This window comes from Bacillus sp. ISL-75 (assembly GCF_018613095.1).
On the sequence record NZ_JAGGQX010000002.1, the window covers coordinates 1 to 18857 of the forward strand.

Genomic DNA, 18857 nt, shown 5'->3' on the forward strand with positions numbered 1-18857 from the left:
TTAGAAAGGAAAAAATTGAGCGAAGCTTCGCAGACTCAAAAGAGCTGCACGGGCTTCGCTATTGCCGGTTACGGGGATTGAAGAAAGCAAGCGAACAGGCTCTCCTTACGGCAGCCTGCCAAAATATGAAAAAGATTGCAACACAATTAGCAAGGCTAGAAAAAGTGTGTTGCAATTCTTTAGGTTGATTACCTCCCTGTTGATTTCCGCGGAAGGCACGCAGACTCCTGCGGGAGTACGGGGCAGGGGAGACCCCGCAGGAGCATAGCGACGAGGAGGCTCCCCGGCACGCCCGCGGAAAGCGAAGTGCCTAGAGCGGAAATCAACAGGCCCATTAGCAGGTACAATGAATAATTAAATGCTGAGAATAAAAAATTGCCGAGAAAAATACCCTTTCTCGACAATCTAAGGGTGCCTAAAGGCATCCTTTTTTTATGTGCAAACCATTTAAGGAAACTCCAGTAGTCAGATAGGATTCTACCGTGAACAATATGAACAAAATATAGATTAATGTACGATAATAACTTTATTTTGGAAACGTTTTCACCTTAGAATATTTAGATTATTATTAATTTACAAACAAAAGGGGTGGAAAAGATGCTGGCAACTTTAGGATTTTTAATGATTATTATTTTTATGGTATTAATTATGACAAAACGCTTATCCGCAATGATTGCTCTAATGGTGATACCTGCTGTATTTGCATTGATAGGCGGATTCGGAAAAGAAATGGGACCAATGGCGCTTGAAGGTATAAAAAGCGTGGCACCAACGGGAATCATGATTCTATTTGCGATTCTCTTTTTTGGAATCATGATAGATGCAGGGGTTTTTGATCCTATCATTTCGACAATCTTGAAATTCGTAAAAGGGGATCCCGTAAAAATAGCGATTGGAACAGCAGTTCTTGCGTTAATAATCTCCCTTGATGGTGACGGAACAACTACATATATGATCACCATTTCTGCCATGCTTCCTTTGTATAAACGTATTGGCATGAAACCATTGGTACTTGCAGGAATCGCTGTATCATCTTCAGGTGTTATGAACCTTCTTCCTTGGGGAGGACCAACAGCTAGAGCAATGACAGCATTACATCTAGAGATGGGAGATATTTTTACTCCCGTAATTCCTAGTATGGTGGGGGGAGTGTTGTTTGTATTATTTATGGCCTACTGTCTTGGTAGAAAAGAGCGTAAACGGATAGGTGTTATGGAAATTGATTATAGCACATTGTCTTTGATGGCAGCTACATCTGAGGCTGCTTTCCTTAAACGTCCCAAATTAATTCTTGTAAACTATCTGCTAACTATTCTGCTTTTAGTTGCACTAATCCAAGAGATGCTGCCTACAACGGTATTATTTATGATAGGATTTGCAATTGCGATCACCATCAATTATCCGAATCTAAATGAACAAAAAGAACGGATTATGCACTACGCTGATAATGCACTATCAGTTGTGTCAATGGTTTTTGCTGCAGGTATTTTTACAGGTATTCTTTCTGGAACGAAAATGGTAGATGCTATGGCAACTACGATGATCTCTCATATTCCAGATGCTTTGGGCTCCCATTTTGCTATTATTACTGCGATTATTAGTGCACCATTAACATTTTTTATGTCCAACGATGCATTTTATTACGGAGTTTTGCCATTACTTGCCAAAGCAGGAAGTGTATATGGAATTGATCCGGCTGCAATTGGACGAGCGTCACTCATGGGGATGCCAGTACATTTATTAAGTCCTCTCGTACCTTCGACTTACTTATTAGTCGGTATGGTTGGAGAAGAATTCGGAGACTTGCAGAGAACATTCTTTAAATGGGCCTGTGGATCCACAGCGGCAATGATTTTTGTTGCTATAATTTTGTCCATTTTTCCCTTTTAATTTAAATTTGCTGAATTCTCATGAAAATCATTTAATAATTTGACTGGAGATGAATGATTATGTGGATACTCACTGTCTATTCAGAAGGGAAAATCCCTGCATTGTTTGAATATAATACAGAAAAAGAAGCTTTAGAAGCTTTTAATAAAGTAAAAGGTTGTAGGATTCTCTCAGAGGTTATTTACTATAACGACACTAAAGTATCCTGAATTTTCTGGTAAATAGGTACTATTAAACAGACTCTGTAACCTCCTTTGCTTAGTTGGAAACTCCAACTAAGCAAGGAGGTTTCTTATGTATCAATATGCTGTAGTATAGCAGTCCCGCTGCATTAGGTTTTAATTGGAGGGGAATTTTTGAGTGTTTTACTTCTTATCATATTAAATGTCATTTTACCTGTTTTTTGTCTTATTGGAATTGGTGCGTTTCTTCATCGAAAAATTACATTTGATATGAATACATTATCAAAATTAAATAACTATTTGCTCATGCCTGCTGTAAGTTTTGTCAACATTTATCAGACTAAAATGGAGGGAGAAACAGTCTTAAATATTCTTACTTTCTTAGTAGTCCAAAGTCTTTGTCTAATTTTCTTCAGTACCATCATATCTCGATTAGCCAAATTTGATAATAGACTATCTTCGACCTTCAAAAACAGTGTGATACTAAACAATTCTGGGAATTTTGGGTTACCTGTAAGTCAACTTGTATTTCAACATAATCCACTTGGTTTATCCATCCAAGTGGTGGTAATGATTTATCAAAATCTTCTTACCAATACATATGGGTTGTTTAATTCAATAAGAGTAAATTACAAAGGTTTACAAGCAATGAAAGTATTTATGAAAAATCCAGTTGTTTATGCCTTTTTGTTAGGTTTGGTTTTTAATTCACTTTCTATCAAAATACCAAAATACTTGTGGACTCCGCTTGAAAATATTTCAAATGCCTTTGTGGCTGTGGCACTGGTTACGCTCGGTGCACAAAGTGCTTTTTTAAAAATAAATCGATTCTCCATCTCACTTATTCTAAGTCTCTTTGGCCGTTTAATACTTTCTCCCTCCATCGCGATGATCATAATATTACTTTTAAAATTGGATGGAACGACGGCACAGGCTTTATTTATAGCAAGCTCGTTCCCAACTTCAAGAAACAGTGCCCTTTTCGCGTTAGAATACGGAAATCACCCAGAATATGCAGCACAAGTGGTCTTATTGTCTACATTACTAAGCATGATTACTGTGACTACGGTTGTATATTTGTCGACTATTTTATTTTAATACTGTGAAGACTAGTAAAAAGAAGCAGGAAACCTTAATGGCACCTGCTTCTTTCATCTATAGAGATAACATTAATACATCCAAGTTCGAAATGTCGATTGCACCAGAGTCTCGAATTTCTTTTAATGATTTAATATCTAGGATGTCAATTGTACGGGTTGATATTTGGATCCATTGTTGGCTTTTCCATTTATTCAGTATTTTATTTACCGTAATCCTAGAGGTCCCTATGTAACGGGCAAAAGAAGATTGGTCGATTGAAAAATTACCATTTTCGCTTACTAACTTTAATAGGAAGTGGGCCATTTGCTGCTCAATCGGCGAATTAAGAAAGGAAATAATTTCTGCAAGAATCCTAAATTTATAAATTAGTGAGTTGGTGAAAATACACGCTACCTCAGGATGTTCCTCACAAATCATGAATAAAGTCTCATCAGAAAAAAAATAGATCTCAGATGAACTACTCGAGGTGGCTGAGGTTAAATAGGGTTCATTTTTCACACCGTGCTCCCCAAATAGCATTCCTTCTGGTACATAATTCACCGTCCGTTCCACACCTTCTTGTGAGAGAAGGGTTATCTTTATCCCACCCTTAGATAAGTAGAAAAAACCCTTGCCTTCACTTCCCTGATGGTATACAACTGAATTTTCCTCAATCTCTAGTTTTTTTCCATATTTTAAAAATGGGCTCCACGAATATCGAAGATTTTTCATATTATCACCTTACCAAGAAGCTTTTTTAATTCATCAGGTTTCTTTATTAAAAACTTCTTACCACGAATCTCCATAATTTCTTCAGCTTTCCATTGTTTTATAATCTTATATAAGGTGATTCTCGTTAAGCCTGTGCATTTTGTAAGGTCTTGTTGTGTGAGAGGAACTTCGTAATTCTTAAATTCGTAACAAATATTTAGTAGTATCACCGACAGTTGTTGTTCTGGTGTGAGCGAGTCCAAATAAATTTTATCAGCTAATATGTGCATTTTATGAATAACGGTTTTGATAAAAATGTTAAGGATAGAAGGTTGAGCTTTAATTAATTTTTGAAAATGTTCACATGAGAAAAAATAGAGAATAGAGTCATTTACTGCCGTTGCGGTAGTAAAATGTGGCTGTCGGTCCATCGCTTGAACTCCTAATAGCTGCCCTGGAATAGCGATGTTTAACATACGCTCTTTTCCAATCGAAGTGGTAGTCGTTACTTTAATTAATCCCTTTTGGATATAATAAAATCCATCCCCGAGCGTCCCTTGCTGGTAAATAGCTGATTTCTCCTTGAAGAATTGTCTAGTACCAAACTGCAAGCATGATTCCCAATTAATATCACTGTCAAACAAGAGCGCCAACTAATCAACTCCTAAGTGAAATGTATGTAAAAACAATAAAACTGTAAATCTAGGAAATATGTAATTAATCAAATGCTATAAAATAGTTACACTAAATTGTTAACGCTTACATCTAAATGCAAGGAAAAAGTTTATATGCGTTAACCACTTAACAACAGTGTAAAAGATTAAAGATATAAAATCAATATTGGGTGGATGAAGTCTAGCATATATAAAAAGAAAAGCAGTTCACATCATTTGAATTCAGTATGATGTGAGCTGCTTTATTTATTTATTTTAATTAAATGAAAATTTTATTTTTTTAGAAAAAATGTTAATCAGACTACAATGACTTTAAAAAATCAATTTTATAATGAAAATATGAAATTAAAGGAGGATGTTTTATGGGAATTCGTACAGGAGCACAATATATCGAGGCATTAAAATCCCGAAATCCAGAAGTTTGGTTATCAGGAAAAAAAGTAAAAAATATCTTTGAAGAGCCAGTTTTTCATCAGCCAATTCTTCAAATTGCAAAGCTATATGATATGCAGCATGACTCCAAATTTCAAGAGGACATTACTCATATTTGTGAAGAAACGGGAGATAGGATCTCGAATGCATTCTTGGTACCAAAAAGCTATCAAGATTTACAAGCACGGAGAAGAACTTTCGAAGAGTTTGCCAAAGCGACCTTTGGATTAATGGGAAGAACACCTGATTTCTTAAATGTCGTCGTTACATCCATGGCGAGCAATTCGGAGTTCCTGGACAAATACAATCCTGAATGGGGAAAAAACATTCGATCGTATTATAAGCATATCCGCGATAATGATTTATTTTTAACTCATGCAATTATTAATCCGCAAAATGACCGCAGCAAATCATCACACGAACAACAGGATATGTTTACCCATCTAGGTGCTGTTAAAGAAACACCTGATGGCTTAATTGTAAGAGGAGCAAAAATGCTAGCTACCCTTGCACCGATCACTGACGAAGTGATTGTTTATTCTTTTCCTGGATTTAAGCCTGGTGATGAACGTTATGCGCTTGCGTTTGCACTTCCACTTGATACACCGGGTCTACGCATTATCTGCCGTGAAGCGATGCAGGATGGACAGCGTTCGGTTTATGACCATCCATTAGCATCAAGATTCGAAGAAATGGATGCGGTATTAGTCTTTAATGATGTTTTAGTACCTTGGGATCGTGTATTCCTTTATAACAATGTTGAAGCAGCCAATTTACTCTATCCGAAAACAGGAATTGCTCAGCAGCCAGCTCATCAGTCTGGTGTAAGAGGGTTAATTAAACTACAATTTGCAACCGAAGTGGCATGTAAAATCGCCGACTCCATCGGTGTGGATGCCTACCTAAATGTACAAAATGATTTAGGAGAATTAGTCCAATCGGTTGAATCGATTAGGGCATTACTCCGAATTTCAGAGTATGAACATGAAGTAACTGCTACTGGGGAAGCGATGCCGGCCTATGCACCACTTGAAACAATTAGAGGTTTGCTGCCAAAAATGTACCCACGTGCGATTGAGGTTATGCAAATCATTGGTGCAGGTGGACTTCTCATGTCTCCTACAGATGCTGATTTCGAGAATCCGGAATTAAGAGAGGATTTAGAGAAGTATTATCTTGGAAGAGAGGGAGTTTCAGCGGAAGAGCGCGTTCATCTCTTTAAGCTAGCATGGGATTTATGTGGCGAGGCATTTGGACAAAGAGTTCTTCAATACGAACGCTATTATACTGGCGATCCAATTCGTAAAAGAGCGATTTTCTATAACAACCACAAAAAGCAGAATTCCTTTGATCTGGCTGATGAAGCAATGAAAATATTTAATCGAAAAAATGAGGTTACAAGCTTATAAAAGTAAATCAAAAGTAAGAGGAGGTGTGAACGATGCAAACGCTAAAAGATGGAGTTTTGACATTATCTGGTTCGGTGATTGCTATTGGTGCTTTTGATGGAGTCCATAAAGGACATCAAGCTGTGATTAAGCAAGCTGTGGAAAAGAGTCGGGTTTATCAGGTTCCTAGCGTTGTATATACTTTCGACCCGCCTCCTCGAAATTTTTTTAAGGGCGTTCAAATTTTGACGCCAATTAAAGAAAAGATCAGCAGGATTGCGAAGTTAGGTGTAGATTATGTCATCGTTGCCAGCTTTGCTGAATGGTATGCGACCCGGCCACCTGAAGATTTTATTTGTGAATTATCAAAACTTAACCCGGTAGAGATTTCAGTTGGTTCTGATTTTCATTTTGGAAAGAATAGAGCTGGGGATGTAAATCTTTTAGAAAAGTATTTTCATATTAATATCACTCCCCCAGTTTATTGTAAGGGCGGAAAACTTATTTCATCGACGAGAATCCGCCAGTTGATTTCAGAGGGAGATTTCCAACAGTCCTACTCGTTACTAGGACTTTAGACGGGTCTACAGTAAATGTGGCTACGTGTTTTCTACTCAGCACTAGAAAGGAGTTCACTCTATGAAGTTATTAGGAATTTCAGGCACCATTATTGGTGCAAAAACAAGTATTGTTGTTCAAAAGGTATTAGAGGAAGTAAAGAAACATCATCCTAACGTTGAAGTAGAGCTGCTTGATTTAAGAGACTATGATGTTCAGTTCTGTGATGGAAGAAATCCTTCAACCTATACAGGTGATACGAAAAAAGTTCTCGATATTGTTAATTCTGCTGACTTCTATATTATCGGAACACCGATTTTCCAGGGATCATTAGCAGGTCCGCTCAAAAACTTATTTGATTTAATTAATCCAAAGGATATTCGCAACAAAATAATTGGTTTTGTTGCAACAGGTGGAACGTACCAGCATTTCCTTGTGATTGAAAATCAATTGAAGCCAATCGCAGGATTTTTCCGGGCTTTTGTGGCACCAAGTTATGTCTACGTCAATAACGATCATTTTAATAAAGAAAATGAAATTATCTATTCTGAGGTTCTTACTAGAATTACTGCCTTAGCCAAAGAAGTCGTCTTCATGCAGGAGGCATTAAAATCAACAGAGGAAAAATTTGCAACAATAAATGGATAAGCTTTTGTATTTAAAGTTGAGAGGAGAAGATTTTTATGACAAACACATTAAAACCAATTAACCTTTGGGGATTTATTGAAGAAAATAAGGATTTACTTAAGCCGCCAGTAAATAATAAAGTAGTTTGGAAGGATTCTGAAATAATGTTCATGGTCCTCGGGGGTCCAAACAAACGACGTGATTTTCATGTGGACCCATCTGAAGAGATATTTTATCAATTAAAAGGTGATTGCTACGTTGAAATTATTAATGCGGAAGGTAAAAGAGAAGTAATTACAGTGAGAGAAGGAGAAGTATTTCATCTCCCTCCAAATGTTCCCCACTCCCCACATCGGGTCGCTGATACAATCGGGATCGTAATTGAACGTGACAGAGGTGAAGGTGAATTAGAGGATTTTGTTTGGTTCTGTGATGAATGTGATCATGAAATGCACCGCGTTACCGTCCAATTGACAAATATTGAAGTCCAGGTAAAAGAAGCGATTCATGGATTTAACAGTAATTTAGAGCTTCGCTCTTGTAAGAACTGTGGACATATTATGCCCGAAGAAGCGAGTGAATGGAAATGCGAGTAGATTTTCATACACATATCATCCCTGAAAATTTCCCTGATTTTGCGAAAAAGTACCAAAACGACAAGTGGCCAGTCCTCCAGCCTACCTGCTCTTGCGGTGCTAATATAATGGTGGCTGGGAAGGTTTTTCGAGAAGTGACCGACCAAGTTTGGAGTCCAGAAAAAAGGATTCACGATATGGATGTAGAAAATGTAGACATACAAGTTTTATCGCCAATACCTGTAACGTTTTCCTATTGGGCTCCTACAGAAGAAGCGGTAGCTATGGCTAGATTTCAAAATGATTTTATCGCCGAAACAGTAGCCCAGCATCCCACCAAGTTTATTGGTTTAGGGACGGTTCCGCTGCAAAATGTCGAAGCAGCAATTCGTGAACTAGACCGCTGTATACATCAACTTGGCTTAAAAGGGATTGAGATTGGCACAAACATTAATGGCAAAAATTTAGACGATGAATCATTACTTGATTTCTTTGCGATGTGTGAGAAATGGAATGTTCCCATATTTGTTCATCCATGGGAAACACTGGGTGGAGATCGTTTTTCCTCCCATAACTTAATGTATACGGTTGGAATGCCAAGTGAAACAGCATTGGCTGCAGCAAGTCTGATCCTAGGAGGTGTCATCGAGAAATTTCCAAAACTTAAAATTTGTTTTTCTCATGGCGGCGGGTCACTTCCTTACATTCTCCCTAGACTTGATCATGGTTGGAATGTTTGGCCGCATTTGCAGCTCACGGAGCATCCTCCAAGTTTTTATGCCAAGAAATTTTTCTATGATTCAATCGTAAATAACCCTGTAAATATTAAATTCTTAGTCGAAAAATTTGGTGCTGAACAAGTCATCATGGGATCGGATTACCCATTCTTACTGCGGGAAACTCCACCAGGGAAGATTATTGATGACACCTTAACACTGAGCGAAGAACAGAAAAGAGCCATGTTAGGTGAAAATGCACTAAGATTTTTAAATATACCGGTTAATTTATTAATTTAATAGGAAATGAGATGAGAAGATGATAGACAAGGTGATTACCCCAGAAGAGAGATTAGAGGAACTTGGATTAAAGCTGCCGGCACTCCGCCCCGCATCTGGTAATTATGTAAGTTGTGTTCGGACAGGGAATCTTATTTTCACATCAGGTCAAGGTACAGATGAATACCGTGGAAAACTTGGTGAAGATGTATCGATAGAAGTAGGCTATCAAGCAGCAAGACAATGTATGCTTAATCTATTAGCAGTAGTCAAAAATGAACTGGGTGACCTTAGCAAAGTGAAAAGGATTGTTAAAATCCTTGGTATGGTCAACAGCACGCAGGATTTTAAAGACCATCCTAAAGTAATGAATGGATCCTCCGATTTGTTGGTGGAAGTGTTTGGTGAAAAGGGAAGGCATGCGAGATCAGCTGTTGGGATGTCACAGCTGCCACACGATAACGCTGTTGAAGTTGAGATGATTGTAGAAGTTGAGGATGGTGATCTTGGTGAGTAACGTCCTAGAAAAACAACTTCAAATTAACGATGCCAAGCTTTTTATTAATGGAGAATATCTAAGCGCTATTTCAGGAGAAACCTTTGACACGATTAATCCTGCCACGAATCAAAAATTAGCTGCTGTTGCTAGTGCAAGTGAGCAAGATGTAGAAAGAGCGATTCAGGTCGCAAAGCGTACCTATGATAGTGGTATTTGGAGTAAAATGCCAGTAGAAGAAAGAGCAAAGATCCTGTGCAGAATGGCAGATCTTGTCATGGAACGTGTCGAGGAGTTAGCGCTAATTGAAACATTAGATGTGGGTAAGCCCATTAGAGAAAGCAGAGATTTTGATATCCCGCGCGCCGCATTAAACTTAAGATTCTTTGCAGAAATGGCAAAATACATCAACCACGAGCATTACGAACAATCCAAGCATATGAGTTATACCAAATACGCTCCTGCTGGTGTTACTAGTTTAATTATTCCTTGGAATTTACCATTCATGCAAATGACATGGAAAGCTTCTGCTGCGTTAGCCGCTGGTAATACCGTGATCGTTAAGCCTGCATCCTATACACCGCTTAGTGCAGTCATGTTAGGTGAAATTGCCAACGAAGCAGGATTACCGCCAGGCGTGTTGAATATACTTACAGGTCCGGGTGGAACAGTAGGAACGGCAATGACCACTCATCCATACGTTCGCAGAATTTCCTTTGTCGGGGAAAGCTCTACTGGGAAAACGGTTATGAGAAATGCAGCATTACAATTAATTCCAGTATCATTAGAATTAGGTGGAAAATCCGCTAATATTGTATTTGAGGATGCTGACTTAGATGAAGCAGTGGCAGGCTCGATTGAAGCAATTTTTAGAAATCAAGGGGAAATCTGCTTAGCCGGTTCTCGACTATTGGTGCAAGAATCGGTTTATGATAAATTCCTAGAAAAATTTGTTACTGCTGCGAAGAACATCAAAGTGGGCGATCCATTGGATGAAACTACTGATATGGGTGCGCTTATATCAAAAGGTCACTTAGAAACGGTTGACAACTATGTGCAAATTGGAATTTCTGAAGGTGCGAAACTTGCTGTAGGCGGTAAGCGTGTGGCAGGATTGTCACAAGGAAACTTTTACGAGCCAACCGTGCTCTATGATGTAAATAACAAAATGAGAGTTGCACAGGAAGAAATCTTTGGCCCGGTATTAGTCGTCATTCCATTTAAAACGGAAGAGGAAGCGATTCAAATTGCCAACGATTCGATTTATGGTTTGGCAGGAGTCGTTTGGTCAAATGATTTAAGACGAGCTCATCGTGTCGCTTCTCAAATAGAATCAGGCTTATTCTGGATCAATTGCTGGTACTATCGAGATTTAAGAACGCCATTTGGTGGTTCAAAGGCGAGTGGTATTGGTCGGGAAGGTGGACGTCATAGTTTTGAATTTTACACGGAAGCCAAGACGATCACAATGAAATTATAAGATAAAAGTAAAGGTGGCTGAATGGCCACTTTTTATCTATTAATATAGAAAAGGAAGGTGTAGGAAGAAATGGGATTATTAGTAGAAAAGATTGCAAAAGAATTAATCGACGCAGAAAATCATCAATATTCTGTCGCACCACTAACGGAGCGCTTTTCCGAGTTGGATGTAAGCGATGCCTATCAAATCCAACTCGAAGTCATAGGTAAAAAGTTAGAAGAAGGACATAAAGTGATTGGGAAAAAGGTTGGGCTAACAAGTAAAGCGATGCAGCAAATGCTTGGCGTCGATGAACCTGATTACGGCCACCTGTTAGATACTATGAAAATAGCAGATGAAGCAACGGTGAAAATGGCTGATTTTATCAGTCCGAAAGTTGAGGCGGAAATTGGTTTTATTTTGGAGGAAGACTTGGTGGGTCCAAATGTGAATTATCTAGATGTGTTAATGGCAACGAAATATGTAGTACCAACCATTGAGATTATTGACAGCCGTATTTCAGATTGGAAAATCAAATTGGTTGATACGGTGGCAGATAATGGCTCGTCAGCTAGAGTAGTCGTTGGGAAAAAGCTGAGCACGATTGAAGGCTTGGATTTGCGAGCTCAAGGAATGGTCCTTTATAAAAACGATGAGCTTGTGGCTACAGGAGCTGGAACGGCCGCTCTAGGACACCCGGCCCAAGCCGTTGCTTGGTTAGCCAATAAATTGCATGAATTTGGGATTACTCTAAAAGCAGGTGAGTTAATTCTTCCCGGAGCACTTTCTGGTGCGATTGCAGTAAAAGAAGGCGACACGATACTAGCAGATTTTGGCCCATTAGGTAATGTATCTGTAACATTTAAGTAAGTAAGTTATTTCTCGAATAAAATTATTAAAAGTGGAGGTTCCATTATGACAATATTGCAGGGAACAGAACAAGAAATCGTAGACTACCTATTAGCTGCAGAAAAGGAAAAGCGGGAAGTCGAAAAAATCACCACTAGTTACCCTGATTTAACATTTGAGCATGCTTATGAAATACAACAAAAATTAATTGAGCAAAAAGAACAGGAGGGGCTTCGCCGAATTGGAGTGAAACTCGGTTTAACAAGTAAGGCAAAGCAAGAGATGATGGGTGTCCATGAAGCAATCTACGGTTACTTAATGGATGATATGCTTGTAACTGAATGGGAACCAGTCCAATTTAGCAGTTTTATCCATCCCAAAGCAGAGCCGGAAATTGCTTTCTTAATTAATGAAGATATCCAAGGCACTAGCGTTACCGCCGATGATATTTTAAAAGTGACGAAATATGTAGCACCAGCTATTGAGATAATTGATAGCCGGTATTTAGATTTTAAGTTTACACTGGTAGACGTTGTAGCGGATAACTGTTCTTCCTCCAAATTTATTGTAGGGAACAAATGGGTATCGCCGGATGCACTAAGCCTGAAAGAAATTGGCGTATACATGTCTAAGAATTCGGAGGTTGCAATAACTGGGACCAGTGCTGCTGTATTAGGAGACCCCGCTGCTGCGGTTGCATGGGCTGTAAACAAGCTAGGAGAAACTGGGCGGGGATTAAAGAAAGGTGATATCGTTCTAAGCGGAGCGATAACAGAAGCAATTAGTTTTCAAGCAGGTGATACGATTTTGGCACAATTTGCGGATCTAGGTAGTGTCTCATTTTCTTGTAAATCATAGATTATCTTCACCCACCAGCTAAAGAGAAAAAAATTAGAGGAGGATTAGTATGCTGATGACTTTAGAGTATTCACATCAATTGGACCAAGAAGATAGCCTGAAGAGATTTCGCGAAGAATTTTACATAAAGCCGAATTCCATTTATATGGACGGGAATTCATTGGGGCTTTTTTCGAAAAGAGCAGAACGGACTCTCTTGGAGTCCTTAAATGATTGGAAAGAGCATGGAATTGACGGGTGGACAAATGGGAAACACCCTTGGTTTTTTTTATCGGAAAAACTAGGAGAGATGGTGGCTCCGTTAGTAGGTGCTTTAGCTAATGAAGTGATTGTAACTGGATCCACAACTGTCAACTTGCATCAGTTAGTTGCTACCTTTTATAAGCCAGAAGGGAAACGGACTAAAATATTGGCTGACGAATTAACATTTCCATCAGATATTTATGCACTTCAAAGTCAGCTACGTATTCATGGATTTGATCCCGATACACATCTTATTCGTGTAAAAAGTCGGGATGGTCGCTTTTTAGAGGAAGAAGATATTATCGAAGCGATGACTGATGAAATTGCGCTTATCATTTTGCCAACAGTACTCTATCGAAGCGGCCAAATCTTGGACATGAAGCGTCTGACAGCGGAAGCGAACAGAAGAGGGATATTAATCGGTTTTGATGGATGTCATTCGATCGGAGCGATTCCACATTCGTTTAGTGAATGGGGCGTTGATTTTGCCTACTGGTGCAATTATAAACACTTAAATGGTGGTCCAGGAAGTGTTGGAGGATTATATGTGAATTCCAAACATTTTGGCACAGCCCCTGGATTGGCTGGCTGGTTTGGTTCCAAAAAAGAGAAACAATTCGATATGGAGCATTCTTTAACACCTGCTGATTCGGCCGGAGCCTATCAGATTGGGACACCGCATGTGTTGAGTCTTGCCCCATTACTTGGCGCTTTGGAGATTTTTGCAGAGGCTGGGATTGAAAATATTCGTGCTAAGTCATTAAAGATAAATCAATTTTTAATGGACCTATTGAAACAAGAATTAGCAGATTCGGGGTTTACAATTGGAAACCCTAGCGAAGATATCCGTCGAGGTGGCCATGTAAGTTTAGAACATAAAGAAGCCGCGCGAATTTGTAAAGCGTTGAAAGAAAATGGTGTGATTCCGGATTTCCGTGCACCAAATATCATTCGTCTTGCTCCTGTTGCACTTTATACCTCGTATACAGAGGTTTGGGAAGTAGTCCAGATTCTTAAGAAAATCATGCTTGAGAAGCAATATGAACTGTTTAAAAATGAACGTGAAGTTGTAGCTTAATCTAATCGAAAGAGGAGGAATTATATGGCGAACAATCATTTGAAAAATGGAAATGGATCAGGGCTAAAGCGTGAATTAAAAACCAGTCAACTAACAATGATTGCGATGGGATGTGCGATTGGAACAGGTCTTTTCCTTGGTAGTGGACTGGCCATTAGTACAGCTGGTCCTAGTGTATTAATCAGTTATGCCATTGGTGCTTTCATTGTCTTGCTTTTAATGGGATGTTTATCAGAAATGACTGTTGCCCATCCTACATCAGGGTCGTTTGGAACCATATCTGAGAAGTATATTAGTCCATTCGCAGGTTATCTTGTCCGCTATTCCTATTGGATTGCGAACGTTCTCGCTATAGGGGTTGAAGTAAGTGCAATTGCCGTTTATATGAAGTATTGGTTTCCAGATGTGCCTGGGTTTGTCTGGATTTTATTGTTCGCCGCTATCCTTATTTATGTAAATGCAACAAGTGTAAATACATTTGCAACTTTCGAGTATTGGTTCTCGATGATAAAAATCAGTGCAATCGTTGGGTTTATTCTACTAGGAGCTTATGTTTTCCTTGGAGGCTCGGCTCAGCCGGATATGGGACCTGAAAACCTTGTCAATGCTGGTGGTTTCTTACCGTTCGGCTGGTGGGGAATGTGGGTGGCTATCTTTATATCTTTATTTAGTTTTTTAGGAACAGAAATGATTGCGGTTACAGCAGGCGAAGCGAAGGACCCAGATGTTGCTGTGCCGAAAGCTCTGAAAGCAACCGTCTTCCGTTTATCGACATTTTATATTATTACTCTTGGCATCATGTTAATGATTGTTCCATGGAAATCAGCAGGAGTTGAGGAAAGTCCTTTCGTAAAAGTGATGGAACTCTTAAATATTCCAGGCGCTAGTGGAATTATGAATTTTATTATTTTAACAGCCGCACTATCGGCAATGAACAGTCAGCTTTATGCATCTACTAGAATGATGTTTTCATTATCTAGAGGAAATCATGCACCAGCCTTTTTAGGACATTTAAGTAAAAAAGGCGTTCCATTGAGTGCTCTTGCCATTTCTACATTGGGGATTTTTCTTGCAGCTGCAGTAAATGCGTTATTACCAGATTCTTCCTACGCTTTTATGATGGGAATTTCTATGTTTGGCGCCATCTTCACCTGGTTTATGGTGTTTGTTTCCCATTTGTTTTTTAGAAAAAAGTGGGAGAAGTCAGGCGGCCGTAAATTACCAGTAAGGATGATTGGGTTTCCTTATTTGACGATTGTTGGAGCAGTCCTTCTCCTTAGTTTAATGATCACCACTTGGTTTACAGGTTTTAAAATCATGCTCCAATTCGGTGTTCCTTGGTTACTGTTTTTATCTGTAGCCTACTTTATTCTTAATAAAAGAAGAAACAATCCTGAAAAGAACGAGTCGGATGCTGTTCTTAACAAAAAGGTAAATTAACGTGGTAAAATCTCATAAATAACTTAACTACAATAGAATGATGGAGGTCTAATATCATGAATTCACAAGAAAAAAACACGAACAATGGACTGGAGAAAGAGATTCAAACGGATTTTAAAAAAGCGATGTCCTATGGGGATTATCTTCATCTTGATAAAATCTTATCAAGTCAGCATCGGCAGTCAGATCACCATGATGAAATGTTATTTATCGTTATCCATCAAGCCAGTGAATTATGGATGAAATTAATCATTCATGAATTGTCAGCAGCAATTGAGTATATCCAAAACAATGATCTCGAGCCATCATTCAAAATCCTCTCGCGTGTGTCGAGGATACAACAGCAATTGATTCAGTCATGGAGTGTACTTTCGACGCTAACACCTGCTGAGTACTTAGAGTTTCGGGATAAATTGGGTCAATCGTCAGGATTCCAGTCGTATCAGAACCGTTTAATTGAATTTGCATTAGGAAACAAAAATGCTCATACATTAGCAGTCTATCAACATCAAACAGAACTTTATGAAAAAATGCAAGAGGCCCTTCATAAGCCAAGTATTTATGATGCTGCGATACAGGCTCTTGTTGCGCGTGGATTACCTATTGATCATGAAGTTCGTCATCGGGATTTGTCCAAAAACTATGAACCGAATGCTAGTGTCGAAGAAGCATGGCTAACAGTCTATCGAAATGTTGATCAATATTGGGACTTATACGAGTTGGCAGAGAAGTTAGTGGATATCGGCAATCAACAGCAATTATGGCGATTTAATCATATGAGTACGGTGGAAAGAATCATTGGTCATAAACAGGGGACTGGTGGGTCGTCAGGTGTGACTTATTTAAAAAGAGTACTAGATCAACAATTTTTCCCTGAGCTGTGGAGTCTAAGAACAAGGCTTTAGCTTGAAAAGGATGGGGTACAATAGGCCGCAAAACCTTGTTTTGCGGTTTTCTTATAAGATTAATAGGTGTTTCTGATTCCCGTGAAGAGGGAAATATCGGCACTAAACTACTCTTTGCCCAATTTGTAATATCTTTATTAAAATTGTAATGTGTACAAGCCCTTCCGACATATGATACACGGATTAGTATTTATGTCGTATAGGAGGGGTTCAATTGCCCAAAAAATGGTTGGTTTTTTTTGTATTTGCTTTTTTTATGCTGTCTAGCTTTTTTGTAGGTGTTCCGACAGGTTCAGCAGCCTCCAGTGGAAAGTTGATTATTATTAACAAGACTACCAACCGGCTTGCGTACTTTGAAAATGGAGTGTTTAAAAAACAGTTTAAAGTAGGAACAGGGAGAAAAAGATCGTATACACCAGAAGGCAAGTTCAAGGTTGTAGTTAAGATTAAGAACAGGCCTTATTATAAGGGACATATTCCAGGTGGAGATCCACGTAATCCACTCGGTAACCGCTGGCTTGGTTTGAACGCCCGGGGAACCTGGGGAACGACATATGCTATTCATGGTAACAACAATCCCGCCTCCATTGGAGGGTACGTAAGCAGCGGTTGTATTCGGATGTATGATAATGAAGTAGAATGGCTGTTCAATCAAGTACCAACTGGTACCCCAGTAATCATCACATCGTCAGGGAAATCCTTCAATGCAATTGCGGCTGCCAATGGGTATAAAGTTAATGGCGGGTCTAGTGCACCATCTGTTCCTGTTAGTACCAGTGGCGAAATCCTTAAAAAAGGCAGTCGGGGTCCTGCGGTCCAAGAACTTCAGCGCAAGCTGACTTCACTAGGATATAGTACAAAAGGTGTAGATGGTGTCTTTGGAGCAAACACAGATAGTGCAGTCCGCAAATTTCAACAGGCCCGTAAATTAACAGTTGATGGGGTGGTGGGGCCAGCCACGAAAAAAGCGCTCGGTATTAAATAATAATTTTAAAAAAGTTGCTCAACTGCTGAGCAACTTTTTATTATTTAATAAATAAGTACATCTATTAAATTTCTTGTGACAATAGGGAAATTTGAGTCAGTTTTTTTAATAGCCTTACATAAATTTACACAAAATACATGAACCTAGAGTAAGATTATTATTTTTGGAGGTAATGGTATGAGTCGATTGGACAGGCTCAAGATGGAGAAAGTGGAACCGAAACATTGGCGGCAGTTCAACGAGTTATTGCGTTATGTGTTCCAAGTGACCAAAAAAGACTTACAAACGGTGGGTTGGGAGGAACGTGAAATAGCATTAGCAAAACTTCCCGTTTTGGAACAGGCTGATGTGTTAGGCTGGTTTGATGGAGAAAAATTGATTTCCCAAATAGCTGTTTATCCCTTTCAAATAAATATTTTTGGGCGCACATTTGAGATGGGTGGTTTGACAGGCGTCGGTACATACCCTGAATACGCAAACTTGGGCCTAATGAATAAGTTGATTTGGCAGGCACTAGCGGATATGAAGGAAAGGAAGCAATCTATTTCCTATTTATACCCCTATTCATTGCCTTTTTACCGTAAAAGAGGTTGGGAGATTATTTCTGATAAGATGACCTTCGAAGTCAAAGACTATCAATTGCCTAAGGTAAAAAAAGTGTCAGGCTATGTTGATCGGCTAACTACCGATCATCCTGATATTAAAACGGTTTACAAACTCTTTTCTAGAAAACGCCATGCCGCTATGATTCGAAATAATTTGGCCTGGGAGGAGTATTGGCGATGGGATTTGGAGGATTTAACAGCAGCTGTTTATTATGATAGTTCCCACCAGCCCCAAGGGTATCTGTTGTACTGGATTTCACATGATGTGCTTCATATAAAAGAAATGGTCTATATAAATGAAGAGGCGCGGATTGGACTTTGGAATTTCATCAGTGCCCATTTTTCTATGGTTTCTAAAGTTTTAGGGGCCATCTATACGGATGAACCATTGGCATTTTGGCTGGAAGACGGGGATATAAAAGAAACAATCGCACCCTATTTTATGGCAAGAATTGTGGATGTTAAACAGTTTATATATCAATACCCGTTTAGAGCACCAGGCATAGATATAAACATGACGATTTTGCTTAATGATCCACTACTTGAGTGGAACCAGGGGTTATTCACACTCCATGTTTCCGCCACAGGTCAGGGAGAACTAACTCAAAGTGAGGATCAGCCTCTAGTGGCTGTTGATATCCAGACACTGACGACAATGTTACTCGGGTACAAACGACCATCCTATTTGGCAGCTATCGGCCGATTAACCAGCAATGACCAAACCGTGGGAATATTGGAAAATTTAATTGAACGACAGACTCCCTATTTCTCAGATTATTTTTGAATTAGATAAAGAAACAGTTAATTTCCTCTTTCGAAAAAATAAG

The 18857-nt window shown here is 39.0% G+C and carries 20 protein-coding genes; 18 read left to right on the top strand and 2 right to left on the bottom strand.

Annotated elements, in window-relative coordinates:
• The 4 genes from J7E63_RS00655 to J7E63_RS00670 all read left to right on the top strand — a co-directional run.
• Positions 1-188: transposase (locus J7E63_RS00655; protein WP_215009856.1), on the top strand; the 188-nt coding region annotated here is incomplete at its 5' end.
• 409 nt (positions 189-597) lie between these two features.
• Entirely contained in the window at positions 598-1890 is a 1293-nt protein-coding gene (locus tag J7E63_RS00660) for a CitMHS family transporter (RefSeq protein WP_215009857.1), read from the top strand.
• 59 nt (positions 1891-1949) lie between these two features.
• A complete protein-coding gene (locus tag J7E63_RS00665) occupies positions 1950-2099 on the top strand; it encodes a hypothetical protein (RefSeq protein ID WP_214712967.1) in 150 nt (49 codons plus the stop codon).
• 147 nt (positions 2100-2246) lie between these two features.
• Positions 2247-3170: an AEC family transporter gene (locus J7E63_RS00670; protein WP_215009858.1), complete on the top strand. Its 924-nt coding sequence runs from the start codon at positions 2247-2249 to the stop codon at positions 3168-3170.
• A gap of 57 nt (positions 3171-3227) precedes the next feature.
• Here the strand turns inward: J7E63_RS00670 and J7E63_RS00675 are convergent, their stop codons facing one another.
• Together J7E63_RS00675 and J7E63_RS00680 are read right to left on the bottom strand one after the other, a co-directional pair.
• A complete protein-coding gene (locus J7E63_RS00675; protein ID WP_215009859.1) occupies positions 3228-3884 on the bottom strand; it encodes a Crp/Fnr family transcriptional regulator in 657 nt (218 codons plus the stop codon).
• Positions 3881-4516, bottom strand: coding sequence for a Crp/Fnr family transcriptional regulator (locus J7E63_RS00680; RefSeq protein ID WP_215009860.1), 636 nt, complete (start codon positions 4514-4516; stop codon positions 3881-3883). Before J7E63_RS00680 ends, J7E63_RS00675 begins: the two co-directional genes overlap by 4 nt.
• Positions 4517-4899: 383 nt before the next feature.
• Between J7E63_RS00680 and J7E63_RS00685 the strand changes: the two genes are divergently transcribed.
• From J7E63_RS00685 to J7E63_RS00750, 14 genes are all read left to right on the top strand, one after another.
• Complete coding sequence (locus tag J7E63_RS00685; protein ID WP_215009861.1) at positions 4900-6378, top strand: 4-hydroxyphenylacetate 3-hydroxylase family protein; 1479 nt, start codon at positions 4900-4902, stop codon at positions 6376-6378.
• A 32-nt stretch (positions 6379-6410) separates the two neighbouring features.
• Positions 6411-6935, top strand: a complete 525-nt coding sequence (locus tag J7E63_RS00690) for an FAD synthetase family protein (RefSeq protein ID WP_215009862.1) — start codon at positions 6411-6413, stop codon at positions 6933-6935.
• A gap of 61 nt (positions 6936-6996) precedes the next feature.
• Positions 6997-7563 (top strand): NADPH-dependent FMN reductase, encoded by a 567-nt coding sequence (locus J7E63_RS00695; protein ID WP_215009863.1) that lies wholly within the window; start codon positions 6997-6999, stop codon positions 7561-7563.
• 35 nt (positions 7564-7598) lie between these two features.
• A complete protein-coding gene (locus J7E63_RS00700) occupies positions 7599-8138 on the top strand; it encodes a 3-hydroxyanthranilate 3,4-dioxygenase (RefSeq protein WP_215009864.1) in 540 nt (179 codons plus the stop codon).
• Positions 8129-9133: an amidohydrolase family protein gene (locus J7E63_RS00705; protein WP_215009893.1), complete on the top strand. Its 1005-nt coding sequence runs from the start codon at positions 8129-8131 to the stop codon at positions 9131-9133. Before J7E63_RS00700 ends, J7E63_RS00705 begins: the two co-directional genes overlap by 10 nt.
• Positions 9134-9155: 22 nt before the next feature.
• Positions 9156-9629: a RidA family protein gene (locus J7E63_RS00710; RefSeq protein WP_215009894.1), complete on the top strand. Its 474-nt coding sequence runs from the start codon at positions 9156-9158 to the stop codon at positions 9627-9629.
• Positions 9622-11088 carry an aldehyde dehydrogenase gene (locus J7E63_RS00715; RefSeq protein ID WP_374193690.1) on the top strand — a complete coding sequence of 489 codons (1467 nt, stop codon included), beginning with the start codon at positions 9622-9624 and terminating at the stop codon, positions 11086-11088. The genes J7E63_RS00710 and J7E63_RS00715 overlap by 8 nt, the downstream gene beginning before the upstream one ends.
• Before the next feature lie 69 nt (positions 11089-11157).
• A complete protein-coding gene (locus J7E63_RS00720; protein WP_215009866.1) occupies positions 11158-11937 on the top strand; it encodes a 2-keto-4-pentenoate hydratase in 780 nt (259 codons plus the stop codon).
• 45 nt (positions 11938-11982) lie between these two features.
• Positions 11983-12774: a 2-keto-4-pentenoate hydratase gene (locus tag J7E63_RS00725; RefSeq protein ID WP_215009867.1), complete on the top strand. Its 792-nt coding sequence runs from the start codon at positions 11983-11985 to the stop codon at positions 12772-12774.
• Between the two features lie 49 nt (positions 12775-12823).
• Positions 12824-14095: a kynureninase gene (kynU, locus tag J7E63_RS00730; protein WP_215009868.1), complete on the top strand. Its 1272-nt coding sequence runs from the start codon at positions 12824-12826 to the stop codon at positions 14093-14095.
• A gap of 24 nt (positions 14096-14119) precedes the next feature.
• Positions 14120-15535, top strand: a complete 1416-nt coding sequence (locus J7E63_RS00735) for an amino acid permease (protein WP_215009869.1) — start codon at positions 14120-14122, stop codon at positions 15533-15535.
• Between the two features lie 56 nt (positions 15536-15591).
• Positions 15592-16440, top strand: a complete 849-nt coding sequence (gene kynA, locus J7E63_RS00740) for a tryptophan 2,3-dioxygenase (protein ID WP_215009870.1) — start codon at positions 15592-15594, stop codon at positions 16438-16440.
• Between the two features lie 214 nt (positions 16441-16654).
• Complete coding sequence (locus J7E63_RS00745; protein ID WP_308161865.1) at positions 16655-17425, top strand: L,D-transpeptidase family protein; 771 nt, start codon at positions 16655-16657, stop codon at positions 17423-17425.
• A 177-nt stretch (positions 17426-17602) separates the two neighbouring features.
• Positions 17603-18814, top strand: a complete 1212-nt coding sequence (locus J7E63_RS00750; protein ID WP_215009871.1) for a GNAT family N-acetyltransferase — start codon at positions 17603-17605, stop codon at positions 18812-18814.
• Positions 18815-18857: the final 43 nt, after the last annotated feature.